General features: G+C 36.8%; 10 protein-coding genes and 4 pseudogenes. 7 read left to right on the top strand and 7 right to left on the bottom strand.

The annotated features are described in order from the left end of the window. Positions 1 to 233: 233 nt before the first annotated feature. The 4 genes and pseudogenes from BVU_RS10605 to BVU_RS21575 all read left to right on the top strand — a co-directional run bounded on the left by BVU_RS10605 (position 234) and on the right by BVU_RS21575 (position 6,854). Entirely contained in the window at positions 234 to 1,421 is a 1,188-nt protein-coding gene (locus tag BVU_RS10605) for a hypothetical protein (protein ID WP_011965436.1), read from the top strand. Continuing rightward, positions 1,399 to 5,613 (top strand): serine protease, encoded by a 4,215-nt coding sequence (locus BVU_RS10610; protein ID WP_011965437.1) that lies wholly within the window; start codon positions 1,399 to 1,401, stop codon positions 5,611 to 5,613. Before BVU_RS10605 ends, BVU_RS10610 begins: the two co-directional genes overlap by 23 nt. Positions 5,614 to 6,247: 634 nt before the next feature. Further along, a pseudogene (locus BVU_RS23030) lies at positions 6,248 to 6,532 on the top strand (DNA-binding protein). Continuing rightward, positions 6,529 to 6,854, top strand: a pseudogene (locus tag BVU_RS21575) (hypothetical protein). Before BVU_RS23030 ends, BVU_RS21575 begins: the two co-directional pseudogenes overlap by 4 nt. Positions 6,855 to 6,873: 19 nt before the next feature. Here the strand turns inward: BVU_RS21575 and BVU_RS22765 are convergent. Beyond that, positions 6,874 to 7,154 (bottom strand): annotated as a pseudogene (locus BVU_RS22765) (hypothetical protein); the annotation flags it as partial. Here BVU_RS22765 and BVU_RS23110 point away from each other — a divergent pair. After that, a pseudogene (locus BVU_RS23110) lies at positions 7,148 to 7,303 on the top strand (site-specific integrase); the annotation flags it as partial. The pseudogenes BVU_RS22765 and BVU_RS23110 overlap by 7 nt on opposite strands. Positions 7,304 to 7,414: 111 nt before the next feature. On the opposite strand, the gene BVU_RS10620 reads toward BVU_RS23110, so the two are convergent. The 5 genes from BVU_RS10620 to BVU_RS10640 are packed head-to-tail and all read right to left on the bottom strand — an operon-like array spanning position 7,415 to position 13,419. After that, on the bottom strand, positions 7,415 to 9,394 hold the full coding sequence (locus BVU_RS10620) for a hypothetical protein (protein WP_011965441.1): 1,980 nt from the start codon (positions 9,392 to 9,394) through the stop codon (positions 7,415 to 7,417). A 15-nt stretch (positions 9,395 to 9,409) separates the two neighbouring features. Continuing rightward, positions 9,410 to 10,282 carry a hypothetical protein gene (locus BVU_RS10625; RefSeq protein WP_011965442.1) on the bottom strand — a complete coding sequence of 291 codons (873 nt, stop codon included), beginning with the start codon at positions 10,280 to 10,282 and terminating at the stop codon, positions 9,410 to 9,412. A gap of 2 nt (positions 10,283 to 10,284) precedes the next feature. After that, positions 10,285 to 11,187, bottom strand: coding sequence for a TRAFAC clade GTPase domain-containing protein (locus BVU_RS10630; RefSeq protein ID WP_011965443.1), 903 nt, complete (start codon positions 11,185 to 11,187; stop codon positions 10,285 to 10,287). Between the two features lies 1 nt (position 11,188). Continuing rightward, positions 11,189 to 12,127 carry a hypothetical protein gene (locus BVU_RS10635; protein ID WP_011965444.1) on the bottom strand — a complete coding sequence of 313 codons (939 nt, stop codon included), beginning with the start codon at positions 12,125 to 12,127 and terminating at the stop codon, positions 11,189 to 11,191. A 5-nt stretch (positions 12,128 to 12,132) separates the two neighbouring features. After that, positions 12,133 to 13,419 (bottom strand): metallophosphoesterase family protein, encoded by a 1,287-nt coding sequence (locus BVU_RS10640; RefSeq protein WP_011965445.1) that lies wholly within the window; start codon positions 13,417 to 13,419, stop codon positions 12,133 to 12,135. Between the two features lie 642 nt (positions 13,420 to 14,061). On the opposite strand from BVU_RS10640, the gene BVU_RS10645 reads away from it, so the two are divergent. Both BVU_RS10645 and BVU_RS10650 read left to right on the top strand, forming a co-directional pair. After that, entirely contained in the window at positions 14,062 to 14,358 is a 297-nt protein-coding gene (locus tag BVU_RS10645; protein ID WP_011965446.1) for a DNA-binding protein, read from the top strand. Positions 14,359 to 14,363: 5 nt separating this feature from the next. Beyond that, positions 14,364 to 14,693, top strand: coding sequence for a hypothetical protein (locus BVU_RS10650; protein WP_011965447.1), 330 nt, complete (start codon positions 14,364 to 14,366; stop codon positions 14,691 to 14,693). A gap of 162 nt (positions 14,694 to 14,855) precedes the next feature. On the opposite strand, the gene BVU_RS10655 is transcribed toward BVU_RS10650, so the two are convergent. Further along, positions 14,856 to 15,878, bottom strand: coding sequence for a hypothetical protein (locus tag BVU_RS10655; protein WP_041174442.1), 1,023 nt, complete (start codon positions 15,876 to 15,878; stop codon positions 14,856 to 14,858). Positions 15,879 to 15,880 lie beyond the last annotated feature (2 nt).

The following is a 15,880-nucleotide window of genomic DNA, read 5'->3' on the forward strand; positions in this document are numbered from 1 at the left end:
AAGCCCTTTTTTACGAAATGAATGTAAATAGCTGTATTAGTGCTAAATATTGGGTTGTACCGTTTTTACCGGACAGTAATAAAAAACTTTGCAGAAGTTATCTGTTATATGAGAAATTTTGTAATTTCACGTTCGGTGAACATAGCAGGGACCGTTTGTGGTTCTTTGTAACTGGATATTATAAGGATACAACAGTTTCTGCTTAATTATTGTCTTAACTTCAAAATTTTTTTATGCATGCAATTTTAAATACATTCAAATCTGGAGTTGGTGATTGTGTATTTATGAGGCTGATAAAAGACGATGCCACGTTCAGTATTATGATTGATTGTGGTAAGTATACGCCTGAGATAAATCTATTCATAAAAGAGAAATTGCATAAGCATATTGATCTTCTTATTGTTACACACATAGATGATGATCATATAAATGGAGTATGTGAGATGCTTATTGCAATGCCAGAGATTACAATAGGTAAGATTTTTTATAATTGTTATCAGTTGTTATCTGGCGAGAAGATAGCGGCACTAACCAAGATTGTTAGTAGTGATATTGAAATTCTAACCCAAAATCTCCCCAAGCAGCGTACTGATACAAACGGTAAAATAAATATGGAGCATGCTTCTGTTCTTGCGTCAATCCTTTTGAAAAATCCACAATGGAACAGTGCTTGGGAGAAAACATTTTATATAGAGAACAGTTTGGAGCCATACCCATTGGGAGATGGTTTGGGGCAGTTGGTTTTTATTTCTCCAACAAGTTCTGAACTTAAAACGCTGGATATGAATTTTGCCCGTGAATATTTACGATTGACAAGACATGAGGTTATCAATGCACCTTTTGAGGGACGCGAAACTCTTTTCGAATTAGTCTCTCGACTTGTATCAATGAAAATTAGAGAAAGAGAATACGTCAAGAAGCAAAAAATTGCTGGCCTAATAGATAAATATTCAGTTGAGAGATGGAAAAAAGCTAAAGATTTTGAGCCGTCTGGCATAACGGATGAGAATAAAGGTTCTATTGCATTTATTTGGGAGTACAAAGATACGAAAGTGCTTTTCATGGGGGATGCAGAACCTGATATCGTAAAAACTGCCATTGTGAATAAATATGGTAAGGTGGATAATATGAAAGCCATAAAGGTATCTCATCATGGAAGTAAGCATAGCACCAGCAAAGAACTGATGGAAGTAATAGACAGCTTTGATTATTTTATTACAGGCGGTTCGGTTGGCGATAAGCCTTCAATGGAGACTTTGGTTAAGATAGTGGACAGAGGTGATAATAAAGTACGGACTATTCACTATAACTATGACAGAAATATCTTGATGAAAGATATGGCATCTGATGAATCTGTAGAATTACGACAAAAATATAATTTCCAAATCGATACAAATAATGAACTTGAATTTGAATATTGACAATTATGGCGGTAAGTCAGTTGTGCCAGTTAAATGCAGAGAAGTGCAAGGTACTGCTTTTTATATAGGCAATGGATATTTATTAACTGCTTATCATGTGGTTTCTGATGCAGAATACGATCGTTCTTCAATCATAGTCACTATAGATGGTAAAGATGTATTATGTGAGTTAATGAAGATAGGGGACATTATGGATGTTGCCTTACTGAGATGTCTTGAGCCAATAGATGAAAATCTTATTGAGAAGATTCCATTACTTAATACAGAGTTCAAGAAAGGACTGGATTTGGAAATCATTGGTTACCCTCAGGAAATAGGTAATGGTATAGATTACTTTGGTGTTAGTGTACGTAACGTTAGAAACCTCAGTAATCATACCCTGGGATTCGATATAGTTGTTCAAAGAACTGATGCTTTTGGTTTTTATTCGTATTCTGGTTTTTCTGGTTCTCCTGTGTTAAATGAGTTTGGATATGCCATTGGGGTTGTGACAGATCAATTGCATAGGTCATTGGGCTATACGTCTATAAATTCAATTGTACAAGCTCTTCCCAAAGAGGTTAATGTTGAAAATAATGCTGATGAATTTGATTCTCGGCCTTATGGAATAGGTACTTGTATAAAAGCGACAGAGGAATCTCTAAAGAAGATGAGTTCTAGATATAGAGAAGATTTGCATTCTGAGGATTTAGAGTTAGAGAAGAATATCCGATTATTTTGTGGTTTAGATATAAAAGAGGAACAAGAGGAACTCAGAATCAAATACTGTAACTGGTACGACACTCTTCCAGAGAACTATAAGGAGTTTTGTAAAGCACATTCTGCATTTATTCATTATCTGTCTACGGGTGAGAGAAATAAGGATTTCTATCTGGATTTAGAGAGGATTGGGTCATGCAGAGACCCTAGATACCATGAGGATTATTTTATCAGAGGCTACTATCATAATGTCCTGCAAGACTTAATGGATGAATTGCAGGATGTTCAAGATAAGGAAATGCTCAGCAAGAGGAGGCTATTGTACATTACAGGTGATGCAGGATATGGAAAAACGCACCATCTTTGCCATATAACGAATAAGTTGTGCAAAGAGGTTAATATATATTTGTTCTTTGGTACTGAGTTTAGTACCATGGAAGATCCGTTGAGAACAATAGCGACTATAAGACGTTGGGAAGATGTTGATTACATGAAAGTCCTAAACAATGAAGTTGCCAAAAAAGGAAAATATGCAATATTCATAATTGATGCTCTTAATGAAGGTGAGGGTACTTTTTATTGGAAAGAAAAACTACCACAAATTGTAGAAACATTCAGAACTTATCAGAATATAAAACTCATAGTTTCCGTAAGAACAATGGAGTCAGATGATGAACTGCATACGATATTGAATGCGAGCGATTGGGAAAAACTGGATTTAGGCGGATTCAGTAATACTAAAGCTGCATTACAGAAATATTTTAAGGTTTATGGCATCTATGAGGATCCTGAGATATACTCTAATTGCAAAGAGTTTACAAACCCCTTGCTCTTGAAAATATTTTGCGAGTCATTCTATTTGTTGCCAATAGATAAGCGAAAAGAGATTGATATTCTGCTGTTGTATAATCTGTATTTCCGCAAGTGCAATAAAAATGTATCAAGATGGACAGATGAAGATCCGCAGCGGGATGTTACTACCACTTTGATGTACAGTATCGGCAGAAGGTCTCTTGAAAAATACCATTGCTGTGACATTCCCCGTAGGATAGCAATTAGAATAGCAAACAAAATATGTCGCAACAGACTATGGTCTAATAATCTTTATCATAGTGCTGTCAAGGAAAACCTTCTTATGGAGTATGGAACTATAGACGGTTGTCAGTTTACAACATTCCAATATGATAATATGGGCGATTATGTGCGTGCAACGAATCTATTCGTACAGGATAAGACTGACGAAGAACGTTTTGAGCACATAAAAAGATTGCTTGGTTATTGTGCTCAAGGAACAATGACCCAAAAAGAAAAAGTAAAGACGTTAAACACTGTAACGGCTTTCCTATCTGTATGGAACCCAGATGAAAAGTTGTGGGATAAACCAGATTTTAAGGGCGGTCTTATGAGAGCCTGTCTGATTCGCAGTCTTTCTACAAGAAATTTAGCATCTAGTAAAAATACGTTACATCCTGAATTTGTCCAAAACTTCTTAAAAGAGGATGAAAATCTCTTAAATGTTATTCGTGTTTTTGAGCAGTTTAATCTGTACAAAACGTTGCTAATGCCTTATCTTCATGATAGACTGATGACGATGAGTATGCTTGAAAGAGATGAAAAATGGACAATTGGAGTAAATGGACTTTTAGATAGCTACAGACTTTCTTATACGATAAATAGTGTTTCTTTAAAGACTGCTGAAGATATTAAAATATATGTATGGCTGTTGTGCTGGATGTTCACTTCTTCGCATCCCAATCTTCGTATCCGTATGATACGCGTCGTGCGTTCATTGATGTCAAAGCAACCCTTGTTGTGCAAAGATATTATTGATGTTTTCTATTTGGTGAATGATCCTTACGTGTTATCTGGAGTATATGCAGCGATTTATGGTGTGTTATTGACAAATCGAGACGGGCAACTTACACACAATGTCGCAGAACGGATTTATAAATACCATTATGAGAATCAAGTAAAAATTCCATCTGATATTGATGGACGTATATGGACTCTGAAAATATTGGAGTACAATAATCACATCAATCCTGAAGACGATTTCTGGAATAATTCCCAGCCTCCTTATAAGCCAGCTGAAGATTTGATTACATATCCGACAACAGAAACTTTTGGTGATGATTATTTTGGTCCGGAGGGCGGTGCTTATTGTTTGAGGCATTCTTTGTTTGCATGGGATTTTAACAGATATATAATTGGCACAAATAGTAACAATGAATCGAAAACTTTTATCTTCAACGATAGAAAAATATTGTTAGATGATATAACAAAAGCTGTTGCCTATCGTATAAAACACGTTTACGGGTATTCCGAGATTTTATCAGAATATGATAAGAGCGTAGAGTGGGGGGACAGGCACTATCATTTGAAAGAGAGAATAGGCAAGAAATATCAGTGGATAGCATTAGGAGAGGTAAAGGCTTATCTTTGTGACATCTGTAAGATGACTAAGAACAGGTTTACAGAAGAACTAGCCGAAATTCCTTATCCATGGTATGCTGATAGATCATTCTATTTTGATCCAACACTAAAGGTCGTTGAGAATCAAATAGTGCTAGATAATGAGATGTTTGACTATTTGCCATCTGAAAACTTGTTTGGCATTACAGATGGTAGAGAATGGTTAGATTCAAGAGAGGTGTTACCTTCTTTAAATATTATCTTGAGAGACCGAAATCAGTGCGAGTGGGTCGTTATCGTAGGTTATCAGAAATATACCCAAGAGAAAGATGGTGAGAAACGAGAGTCTTTCATATACTATGCCCCTTGTCTTGTGAAGGATACTGACGATTGCGCTAACAAGTTTGAATCATGGGCAAAGGAACAGGATTTTTATGGTCGTTGGATGCCAGAGAGCACTGGCAACTATGAGTTTATATGGAATGAATATCCTTGGGCGGATACATTCAAACAGATAAAAAATGATGAGGTAGAGATATGGGGGCATAAAGCGCCATGCAATATAAAACTTCCATATAGTGCCCAATTACAAGAGGATAGGGTTGCAATAGATGACGAAGATGACATAAAATCAACAGTATATATGCCTTTATCGGAATTTTACGAGATGTTTGGACTTTATAATGCGGAGCGTGGAGTGGTTCGCAATAATGATGGATACATCATTGCACTCAACCGGAATATACCAGGAGACGCTTTTGATGGACTTGTGATTCGAAGAGATTATCTTAATAAATTTCTAGCAGAAGAAGGATACTCTTTATTCTTTTGTAATCTGGGCGAAAAACAACTATGGTCAGACACCAACCTGATTGATATGCAGAGGCTCAGTAGCTGTTGCAAATACATGCATGTGGGTGAAGTCGAAGTTATACAACCAATGAAAGACGAGCGTGATTTCCATCCTTCTTCATCAAAGGAAGAGAATAAAATCTTCTCAGGTATAAACATTGAAGATTGGCTATCGTTGGAGAATGATGATAGTGCAAAATATTTGATTGAAAAATTGAAGAATAATTAACTGATGTGTCGAGGTATAATACTGCCCCTTGATCTACTAAAAATCATAACAGGACTCTGAGACAAGATTGTTATCAATCCTTGTTGTCCTTTTTGTGGTTATAAGATGTAGCGGATTTAGCTAATCGCCATATTTGTAGATAGCTATATTTTATTGACCTCATGTTAAATATGTATCTGTAATCATATTTTGTAGATAAAAAAAGAATAATGTTTTCTCTACGGGAAACATAGTATTTTAATGCAACTCTCTAAAGATTAGATAAATACAGAGAACCTAAAAGATGAGGTAACGATTTGGAAACGGAAGTACTGCTTCGGGTTACACTACTTTGCATAGTTTCAAATAACTCATATACAAATGTAGGCAATATTGGGAATATAACAAAATCTTTTCTTGTTTATTTCTATACAAATCTGATTATTAGAGTATTAACAAACATAGGCGTACTTATTAATAGTTACTTATCAAAAAATAGCCGGGAAAAGTGCCTCCCGGCTATTTTTTGTCATAACTTGACGTTTCCTGTCTTTTTTTGGCGGTTACTTAACGGTTGGGTAACCTGTGACCTTATATCTCTGTAATATTGCACCATAAAAAATAAAAATAAGCTCATTATAATAGCAGAAGAACTATACCGGGTGGGCGCAGATGCGCCACATGCTTAGTGCCATACTCGCCAAAGTAACCAATATTGAAAAGTTAGTGGCTCCTACTATACATAATTTGCCCGACAGCGAAATACTGGATTCAAATGGCGTACGCCTACTTACCAAGATGTCCGACAGGATACTTTTAAGACGACGCAATGACGGCTCATAGGCTTTCCACCGTGACAAGGGGGAAGATTTACTACCACCGTTCGGATGTGCTGCGTTGCTGGAAAAAAGAAGAACACTCTAAAAATAAAAGGTTATGAAAATGATAATTAAGTTTGAAAGCGGCTCATTTGCTGCACTCGTGAGAAGTAACAAGAAGTCTCTCAACATGCTGACCGTGCTGCAACATATCTGCGAGGACAACTGTGTCAAACTCTCCATGCTGCCCGATGAAGTCTGCGAACTGATAAATCTCGATTCGTCAGAAATTGAGAGCGTTTGAGCGGGTGTCTGCATTTTGCGGAAAAGGAGAACGGAACCAGGTATTAATCGATTGTGGATATAATCAATCTGAAGGATTCCATTAACTGTAAAGTTATTAACAGACAGGTGAAAAACCTTTCCTTTGAGGAAGAAGAATGATAAAGTTTCCTTCTTCCCTTTACAGACAAAGGTATGGCCAGCAGGTCGGATTTATTCCGGGTACTAGCCATACCTTTGTCCTTTCTTGAAAAGCGGCTCTTTGCGGCAAACTTAGGATATTTTTCAGTCCATTTGACGGAGCGGCAATCTCCATTGAGGGTACGTATCTTCTTTGGCAAGTCTGGTTTCCGTCATTCGTTCTGCCTTCATGCCCACCTACCGGCTTTATGGTAAGCCGTATTTTCCGGTTCAACGTGGCAAGTTCCTCAATCAGCGCTTGATTTCCGCATCCTTGGGCCATGGCCAATGGTGTCTCGATAGAGAGTGTAACCAAGATGTTGGGGCATACCAATGTCCAGATGCCCCGCCATTATGCACGTATTTTAGATTGTACAATAATTCATGAAACGTCACAAATTAAAGTAAATTTTATTTTCCGCATAGAATAAAAACTAAAAAATGCCCTTGAGTAAATTTTAGGGAATTCTCACCTATTTTTTAGATTGTGTGACTAGCAATATTATCTATTCTGAATATCTAATATTGTAAACTATTGAAAATTAATTATTCCATATTTTTAATAGTTGTTGATTCAAATCTTCGTCAGGAGTAAAATTTGTTAAAATAGAACGATTATATCCACTTCTTTTCAAATATTTAACTACTCCTTTTCGAAGCTTCTTGCATTTATCCCATTCTTGCCAAAATGGTAAGGATTCAGCGTGAATATAAACTGCATCCCATACCTTGGCTGAGCTATAACGCAACGCCTCATGTATATGATAGAAAGAGTGTTCTAAATATAATAGAGCATTATTATCTTGCCACTGAAAAGCTAATTCAAATAGAAATAAATAATAATCTATACTCTTATGCTTAGTATCTTTGACTACCAAGCATTGCCATAAATCAGAACTATATTGGCGAACTATCTGACTTGCCGGAATAATATTGTCTACAAGTATTTGTTCAATCAAATCGGAACACGTTTTCTGTTGTGACAGCCAAGATAATAAAAGATCAATATTTTCACAAGCTTTCTTTGTAAGTGTGCCATCAATAGGTTTCGCATTCTCTTTGTTTAAAAAGTCAAGTATTATTTTTGCAGCATTGTCAGCTCTAAGGAAGAGTTCTTCAGCTATCTGACGAGATAACATTATACGATCAAATAATACACGAATTAGTAATTTATTCCAATTATAAAACCCGCTCTTGTCCATGATAACAAAACATGCCATCATATCATTAAATCGATCTTTTGGATAATCAATCCAGTCACCTCGATTCATATATTCAGGATTTAACGTGGCAATATTCACGAAGGATCGCCAATTCCTTTCTGCAAAGTCAGTAAGCGTTTGATAATCTATTTTGCGAAATGAGTTATTCATTGCATACTGTCCTGCTTCGTTTATCATGTCGGTTTCTGATATTCTGACTAATAGGTTAATGAAGTCTAATGGCTCTTTTTGGGCTAGTAAATCTATACGCTTTTCGTAATCGAATTCATCTTTTGAAAAAGGTTTTAAGTTGCTAAGGGTACATATTTCATATAAAAATTCCGTTTCACTACAATAAAGTGAAACAATTCTTTGGCTCAGGAAGTTTAATTTTAGTAATGATCCTTCTTTTTCATTAGGGAAGTTTTTGATCAATATCGAAAGAATATCGGTATATGAATCTATGCTCCTTGATTTACTGGCGCCACCATAAAGGTATTTCATTAAACAAGCAAAAGCCTTGAATTTCTCAACACTATCCGATATGTCATCAGCAAAAACTCTTATCATTCGAGCTAATTCAGCGTTTCCTTCTTTACAAGCATTACACATGAATTGAATACTTTGCGGAAAATTATCTTTTGATATATCCTTTGTCCACGGAGGAGAGATTAGTGATACAGCATTATCTTGCTGTACGAACTGCATTGTCAGAAGTGTTTCTTTGTCAAGTTGTCTGTAAGCATCACTACCTGTACTGAATGACAACTTCCACAATAAACCCACAGGAAGATACTGCATAAGATTCAAAACAAATAACTGGTTCTCTAACGACTGTCTTTCTACCTTTATTCCAAAACATCCATTTGCATTCAACAACGTGTTATAGATAAAAAGTAAACTAACATCATCTGTAAACTTAGGCATGGGGGCTTTGTAAACACTTTTATTAATATCTATATCTAACGTTTGACTGTATAAATTGTACGTTCCCTTCTTAGGCCTTTGAAAAAAAATCAGTAGGCTTCTGAAATCAAATTGATTGTCAATTTCTGACAAATTGATAAGAAATACTTGTGTCCAAACACAACCTGGACGTTCCATTTCATAGGCATACCATGATTTTGCTACAACATAATAAGGGGAATCTACCAAAGGAAACGCTGTAAGATATGAATCATCATCATCGGTTGTTCTATATCCAGACCAATCACTAAGCATTGCAAGACGCGCTGAATCAGCAGCAGAATTTATCAATATAGATCCTGTCAACAATGTATGTCCATCGTCATACCCATATAGCAATTGTTCTATTTTCATATTGTAAAACTCTTCTTATCTTAGTAATGCGGCTAATGGAACCGTTATATCGTGAACTGATTCATTATTGATAAAAGCTCTTTTTCCCTCTCGGGTTTTTTCAAGGAGTTTTTTACGAGATTCCTCTTTGATAACTTTCACCTTTCCTTCATTTCCTATTTTTTCTTCATATTCATATTCTGCTCCTTGAGCACTGATACCAAAAAATAGAACTTCTGGAAAATGAAACTTTATGAAGTTATACAAAGCAGGAGATTCATCCTTCAGATATTCTTCAGGGTCCTTATTAGGTGAAAGTCTGGTAATTTTGTCCCACGCTGTTATACAAATTGCAAATTTTTTACATGATGTATGTTCCCTTATATACCTAAGTATTAACATATTCTGTGTGGCAGGAGTCATTTTTTCTGGTTTCAATGGAGGGACAACTTTTGATGTTTCTTCTATCTGTTCTTCCTCTTCTTCTTTTGGAAAATCATCTGCAAAGATGCCAGGGCTAATATTTGATATCATGTACATGATGCAATTAGCTTTCTTGCACCAATTATCTAGCTCTGTAGGTTGATTTTTGGTAATAATCTGACGTATAGATTCTCCTTTGAAGTCGGGTACATTAAGGGTAAATTCCGTATCTTCATCTTTAGATTTTAGAATCATACTAATACTATTTGGAACATCTTTACTGGTCCTATCCATATCTTCCACATTACGCCAATGTTTGCTCAATGTGTTCAGTTGGTCGGTGTTTTCGGGTAGGTTCTCCTCCGAAGCTACCAACGATAAATCGATCTTATCTGTGTCATGCTTGACCACATGCCACAATGCTCCTATATATGTGGATTTTCCAGAGAATGGTAATCCTGCTATTAAACAATTTTGAGCCTCCATGATTATTTGGTTTTGCTATATTTGTTTTTTACCCAGTTAATTTGCTGTAATAATGCTTCGTCTATGTACGGTTCATCTATGTTTCCAGATAACAAATACTTGAAGAAATTGTTTAAATCTTCATTTTCTGCATTCAGCGAAGAAATCTTGAACTTTTTATTTATCTGCTTCTTTTTACTGATAATATTTTCAATGCTTTCTGCATTGCTTCTGAAGAGTTCCTTTGTTTCCTCTGTTTTCAAAATATCAGCTTTATTATACACAATATCAACAAATTTCTCTCCATCAAAAGCACCGTATTTGTTCATGCGCAATATCAAATCAGACAAATCATCCTGCAAATCAAAGATCTTGTCAGATGCTATTTTTGAAGCATCTAAAAAGAATATGATGTGAGCTGCATTTTTTAAAACCATATCCTGATTCATATCTGTCTCTGACTTTGCATATCGAAGATAGTTCTCGCCAGAACGATCTGACAATACAAGCTTTACACGTTTCTTGGTCACAGAATGAACAAAGAGCATACTCAGAAAATAGTCGGCATACACAGGAGTACGGTCAATTCTATCATTAATTTTTAATTCGATGTCACGAACTTGAGCTCTACGTTCAAAACCAGCCAAAGTATCCGAATCCACAAATATATAATCGCCTACACATCCAGTTGTCAGTACTTTGTGGTAGAGGGATGCAACAAATGTTGATTTACCATACTTAGGAAAACCGACAAGTATAACAACATGCGGAATTTCGTCTCCTACCAGTTCATTGATATTTGTATCATTCAAGGCATCGCCATAATACTTCGAACCTTCTGTCTTGGTGACATAATCAGCAGGACTAACAGGACTAACCTGCGGTTTCTCTTGTATCAGTCCTTCTACAATTTCGAGCTGTTCCATATTATTCAAAATATTTTTCAGACATTAATTCATAGTAAATATATGCACCAAATTCTCTTGGTGTAAGCGTCGTTCTAGAAAATGAAAGTTTTTGTAAGGTATCATTCTCTTGCATCATAAGAAGCAAAATAGATGACTTGCACTGTATCTCTGGCAATTCCACTTTTCCTTTTAAAGTTTGTACTATTGTTTCAATAGTTTGATTCTGTTCAACGGAATCTATGTCCAACAGATCGAGTATATTACCAAAACGCTGATTTATGAAAAACCAAGGCATACTATTGACAATATGGCTTAATGCCGTGAACACCCTTTCGTATAGATTATCTATTTGACAAATTCTAGCACTTATAATATAATTTTCAGTATCGTAGTACCACGCATTTCTTAGAAGGTGACGAATACTGTCGATATGTTCTGCGAGTTCGTTTTCTGACACACTATTGAAATTTCCATTATCATCACACCCAAACACCAAATTCATACAATCTTCAGGGGCATTGTTGTTTAGTTTACCTTTTTGGGTATAATATTCGTCAAATTTTGACATATACGAACCGAACACTTCTGGATAAGGAATTTCCTTTTCATGCTTATTAAGAATAATCATGCAATTCATCAAAGCGAGAATATTTATAGCCGAGGATTCGTCATCTACCTCTTCTATCATTAACTCTATGATGTATGTTGCAATGGCACGCATTGTGCATTTTGGAAGTTTGATTTTTTTCTCTACTTTTTCGTTGTATATCTTTTCTATTTTGTTTTTCAAGTCATCTAGTGGACCTTTTGAGAAAACAGCAATAGCTAAACCTGCTACGTCATCGTCTGAATGATGCTCATTGCTATAAGATTTACAGACCTCCGATAATGCAGCTATTATTTCTTCTTCGTAAGGGATAATAAGACAACCTTTAAGTAATACATCTAATGTAACCATATTGCTCATTTATTTATTTTTGACCATAACTCACCCCATAAGTTGTACTGCATGATAACATCAAGAAAACGCATCTTGTTAGAGTAGAGAGGTTGTGAATTGTCATAACAAAACAAACCCTTATCCATTTCATCCATAATTTCTCGTGCTATAGGAGACTTTGTGAAGGCGATTCTTATTTCTCGTTTAGATATACCTTCTGGGAGATTAATGTGTTCCATTTGTTCCCTTTCTTTCCAACGGTTATTATTTGTCAATTTTACTTGGAATTGCGATGATTCATTAATATCATATTCAAATCTACGTCCGTTCCAGTAATGGACTTGTAAATTAATATGTAGGTTATCTCCGCCATTTTCTGCCGGTCTTACATCCAAATCTATCATGTTGAATACAGGACGATATTCTTGATTTCCTTCCCCAGGTTGTAATGAACCAGAGAAGACATGTACTGCATTGTTTTCACAATTAGACTTTGATATATGAACATGGCCAAACAATTGAATCTGATAGCGTTCATCCAAATCTGTACGTATATTATCTGGTGAAGCAAGGAATAGAATTGGGTGATGAGCCATTAGTATATTGATATTTCCGTCTGTCTTATGACCACCTTTATATGCTATCTTTGGCAAGAACAACTTATGACCGTCATCACGGACACCTGGGTCATAGTCTTGCAGATCACTTGTTAAAGCTGTATTGACTCCATAGACTCTAACATGATAACCATTCAAGCCATTACCAAGTTCGTCCTCCCAGTACATAGTATCGTTTTTTTCATTATAAATGATGTCTTTACTATTTTCTATATCTTGAGATAAGAGTTTGCGCATTAATGGCTCAGTACAGCCATAATTAGTTGTAAATTGGTCGTAGTTGTAGAATGGATGATACAGCATTTGTAGTGAGGTTTTATCGTTTTCAATCCAATCACAGAGAGTCTCATCATTTTTGTCTGATTTAGCCAATGTCTGATTTAGAATTTCACGCGTACTTTTACATTCTGCAAAAATATTCTTGTCGTGATTGCCTGGTACCATAAATACTTCAGACGGCTTGCATCCAGCAGCATTACAAAGTTCATTTAAAAATTCGTCCGCTTTACGATATTCAACTTCATTACCACTATATGCTATATCGCCACATATGAGTATATGATCAAAAATCGTAGCCTTTTCATAACAATAGTTTCTAATGTCTTGAATAAGTCCCTCACGAATATCACGATAAACGTCTGTTAAGGCATGAATATTATGCCAATGTATGTCTGAAATCTGGAGTATCTTCATATGTCCAAATATTAAACTTGTATTCTAAGACTTATGTTACATTGTTTTTACATTATTTAGGAGGGAAATCTTTATAATAAACGTATAAACATTCCTCCCAAACTATTTACAAAGTTAATATTTGTTTTTCATCCTGCCAAATTTGGAGATATAGATGTGGTGCTTCTTTTCTGACTTTAATCACATTTAACTTGATTGATATCCTAATATTTGATGTTGGTCCATTTTTGTTATCAACTTAAGTAGCATAATTATGTATTTTGATGCAACAGTATGAATGTTAGTTAAATATATGCAGTTTGAAAGGTCTTATTGACGATTGGGTGATGAAAGTTCTAGCTCAAGTTACACAACTTTACATGGTTTTTAAATAACATCATATACAAATGTAGGCAATATTAAGAAATATAACAAAATATTATCCTGTTTGTTTTTTAGATATTGACTGCTAAACTATTGATAAATATATAATTTGTTGATAACTACTTGTTATAGAATAGTCGGGGACAGTGCCTCCCGGCTATTTTTTGTTTCAAATTGGCGTTTTCTGTCTTTTTTTGGCGGTTGCTCAACGGTTGAGTAACCAATGGCCTTATAATATCTCCGTAATATTGTACCATAAACAATAAAAATAAGGTCATTATGAATAACAGAAGAACTGCACCGGGTGGACAGACAATCCACATGCTTAGTGCCATACTTGCTAAAGTTACCAACATTGAAAAGTTATTGGCTCCTGCCGTACATAATTTGCCGGACAGCGAGATACTGGATTCAAAAGGTGTGCGCCTGCTCACCAAAATGTCGGACAGGACACTTTTAAGACGACGTAATGACGGGACACTTCCCTTTCACAGAGACAAGGGGAAGATATATTACCGCCGCTCGGACGTGCTGCGTGCCATGTTGCTGGAAAAAGAAGAACACTCTAAAAAATAAATGTTATGAAGAAGATGATTAAAATTGAAAGCGGTTCATTCGCTGCACTCGTGAGAAGTTATAAGAAGTCGTTGAACATGCTGGCCGTCCTGCAACATATCTGTCAGGAAAATGACGTGGCGCTTTCCATGCTGCCTGATGAAGTCTGCGAACTGATAAATCTCGATCCGGCAGAGATTGAGAAACAGCGTTTGAGCGGACGGCTGCGTTTTGCGGAAGAAGAGAACGGGACAAAGCATTATTCGATTGTGGATATTATCAACCTGAAAGACTCGATTGACTGGAAAGTAATCAACAAGCAGGTGGAAAGCCTTTCCTTCGAGGAAGAGGAATGATGTAATTTACGGCTGACAGACAAGGGCACGGTCGGCAAGGTCGGATTTATCCGGGTGCCGGCCGTGCCTTTGTCCTTTCCTGAAAAGCGGCTCTTTGCTGTAACCTGCGGAAGTGGAGCCTGCGTAGCTTCCGGGGGTTACAGCAATGTGCCGCAGGAAACATTAGGATATTTTTTTCAGTTCCCTTGCCGGGTTTACGATTTCCATAGACGGTACATGTTTAGCCTGCCGTGGTAAATCCGGAGTCACGTCACTGCCACTGACAAGCCTCTGTTCTTCCGCTCCCGTTTCTTTACCTTCTACATTTTCATGCCGTCCTACCGGTTTAAGGGTAAGCTGTATCTTCCGGTTCAATGTGGCAAGCTCTTCACCCAACTTTTTGATTTCTCCCTCTTTGGGCCATGTGGCTGCCACTATTTCCTGCAAGACCGGAATATCTTTTGACAACTCCGCATTTTCCTTTTCCCGTTTCTCAATCATGCCGGGAATACGTTCCAGCGCATTGATGAAATACATTACGGCCAGTTTCGGGTCTTTGGCAATGTAACCGTTATGATAGGTATATTTGATACCGTCCAGTCCCTCGACCATGAATTTGTTATGCAAGGCTTGCGTGTCTCCGTCACAAGTCTTTTCGGTACGGACAAGGATACGAAAATCGAACAGGGTTCCGATTTTCATGTAATCGTCTTCCGTTCGGGCCTTCTGATTGATTGCGGCAAGCCGGTTACCGAGTATCTCCATATTGTCCGAATCCACACCGTCCAGTTTCAAGGGGTTGGGGCGGAGTCCGGTTTTCGCATCTACGGGAGCCACCTTATTGAGATATTCCCAATCTCTGGTAAAGCGTCCGATAAAAATATTGTTCTTCTCTATTCCGGCGGTCTTTTCATTCAGTTTTCCTTTCGCGTTTCCTTTATTACGGTGATATGCCTGCCTTTCGCTTTCAAGAACTGCCAGTTTCTTGTCCAGCTTCGCCTTTTCCAGCAGGTCGTCATTACCTGAAAGGATGGCCACGTATTCACTGAAATTGCCTCCGCCGTTTTCGTCAATCGCCCCCTCGTCAATGGTACGGGCAGCCAGATTGCGGCTTTTAAGCTGGTTGATGAACACCTGTTTGTTTTGCAGCAGGTTAAACTTGTAACTATCCAAAGACTTTTCTACCGCATAGATGTAACAGTCCACCT

It is taken from the genome of Phocaeicola vulgatus ATCC 8482 (genome assembly GCF_000012825.1).
Classification (GTDB): Bacteria; Bacteroidota; Bacteroidia; order Bacteroidales; family Bacteroidaceae; genus Phocaeicola; species Phocaeicola vulgatus.

Bases quoted from the DNA above. Each gene is read 5' to 3' on its own strand.
- BVU_RS10605 (WP_011965436.1), top strand. From the start codon at position 234: ATGCATGCAATTTTAAATACATTCAAATCTGGAGTTGGTGATTGTGTA.
- BVU_RS10610 (WP_011965437.1), top strand. From the start codon at position 1,399: ATGAACTTGAATTTGAATATTGACAATTATGGCGGTAAGTCAGTTGTG.
- BVU_RS10620 (WP_011965441.1), bottom strand. From the start codon at position 9,394: ATGAAAATAGAACAATTGCTATATGGGTATGACGATGGACATACATTG.
- BVU_RS10625 (WP_011965442.1), bottom strand. From the start codon at position 10,282: ATGGAGGCTCAAAATTGTTTAATAGCAGGATTACCATTCTCTGGAAAA.
- BVU_RS10630 (WP_011965443.1), bottom strand. From the start codon at position 11,187: ATGGAACAGCTCGAAATTGTAGAAGGACTGATACAAGAGAAACCGCAG.
- BVU_RS10635 (WP_011965444.1), bottom strand. From the start codon at position 12,127: ATGGTTACATTAGATGTATTACTTAAAGGTTGTCTTATTATCCCTTAC.
- BVU_RS10640 (WP_011965445.1), bottom strand. From the start codon at position 13,419: ATGAAGATACTCCAGATTTCAGACATACATTGGCATAATATTCATGCC.
- BVU_RS10645 (WP_011965446.1), top strand. From the start codon at position 14,062: ATGAATAACAGAAGAACTGCACCGGGTGGACAGACAATCCACATGCTT.
- BVU_RS10650 (WP_011965447.1), top strand. From the start codon at position 14,364: ATGAAGAAGATGATTAAAATTGAAAGCGGTTCATTCGCTGCACTCGTG.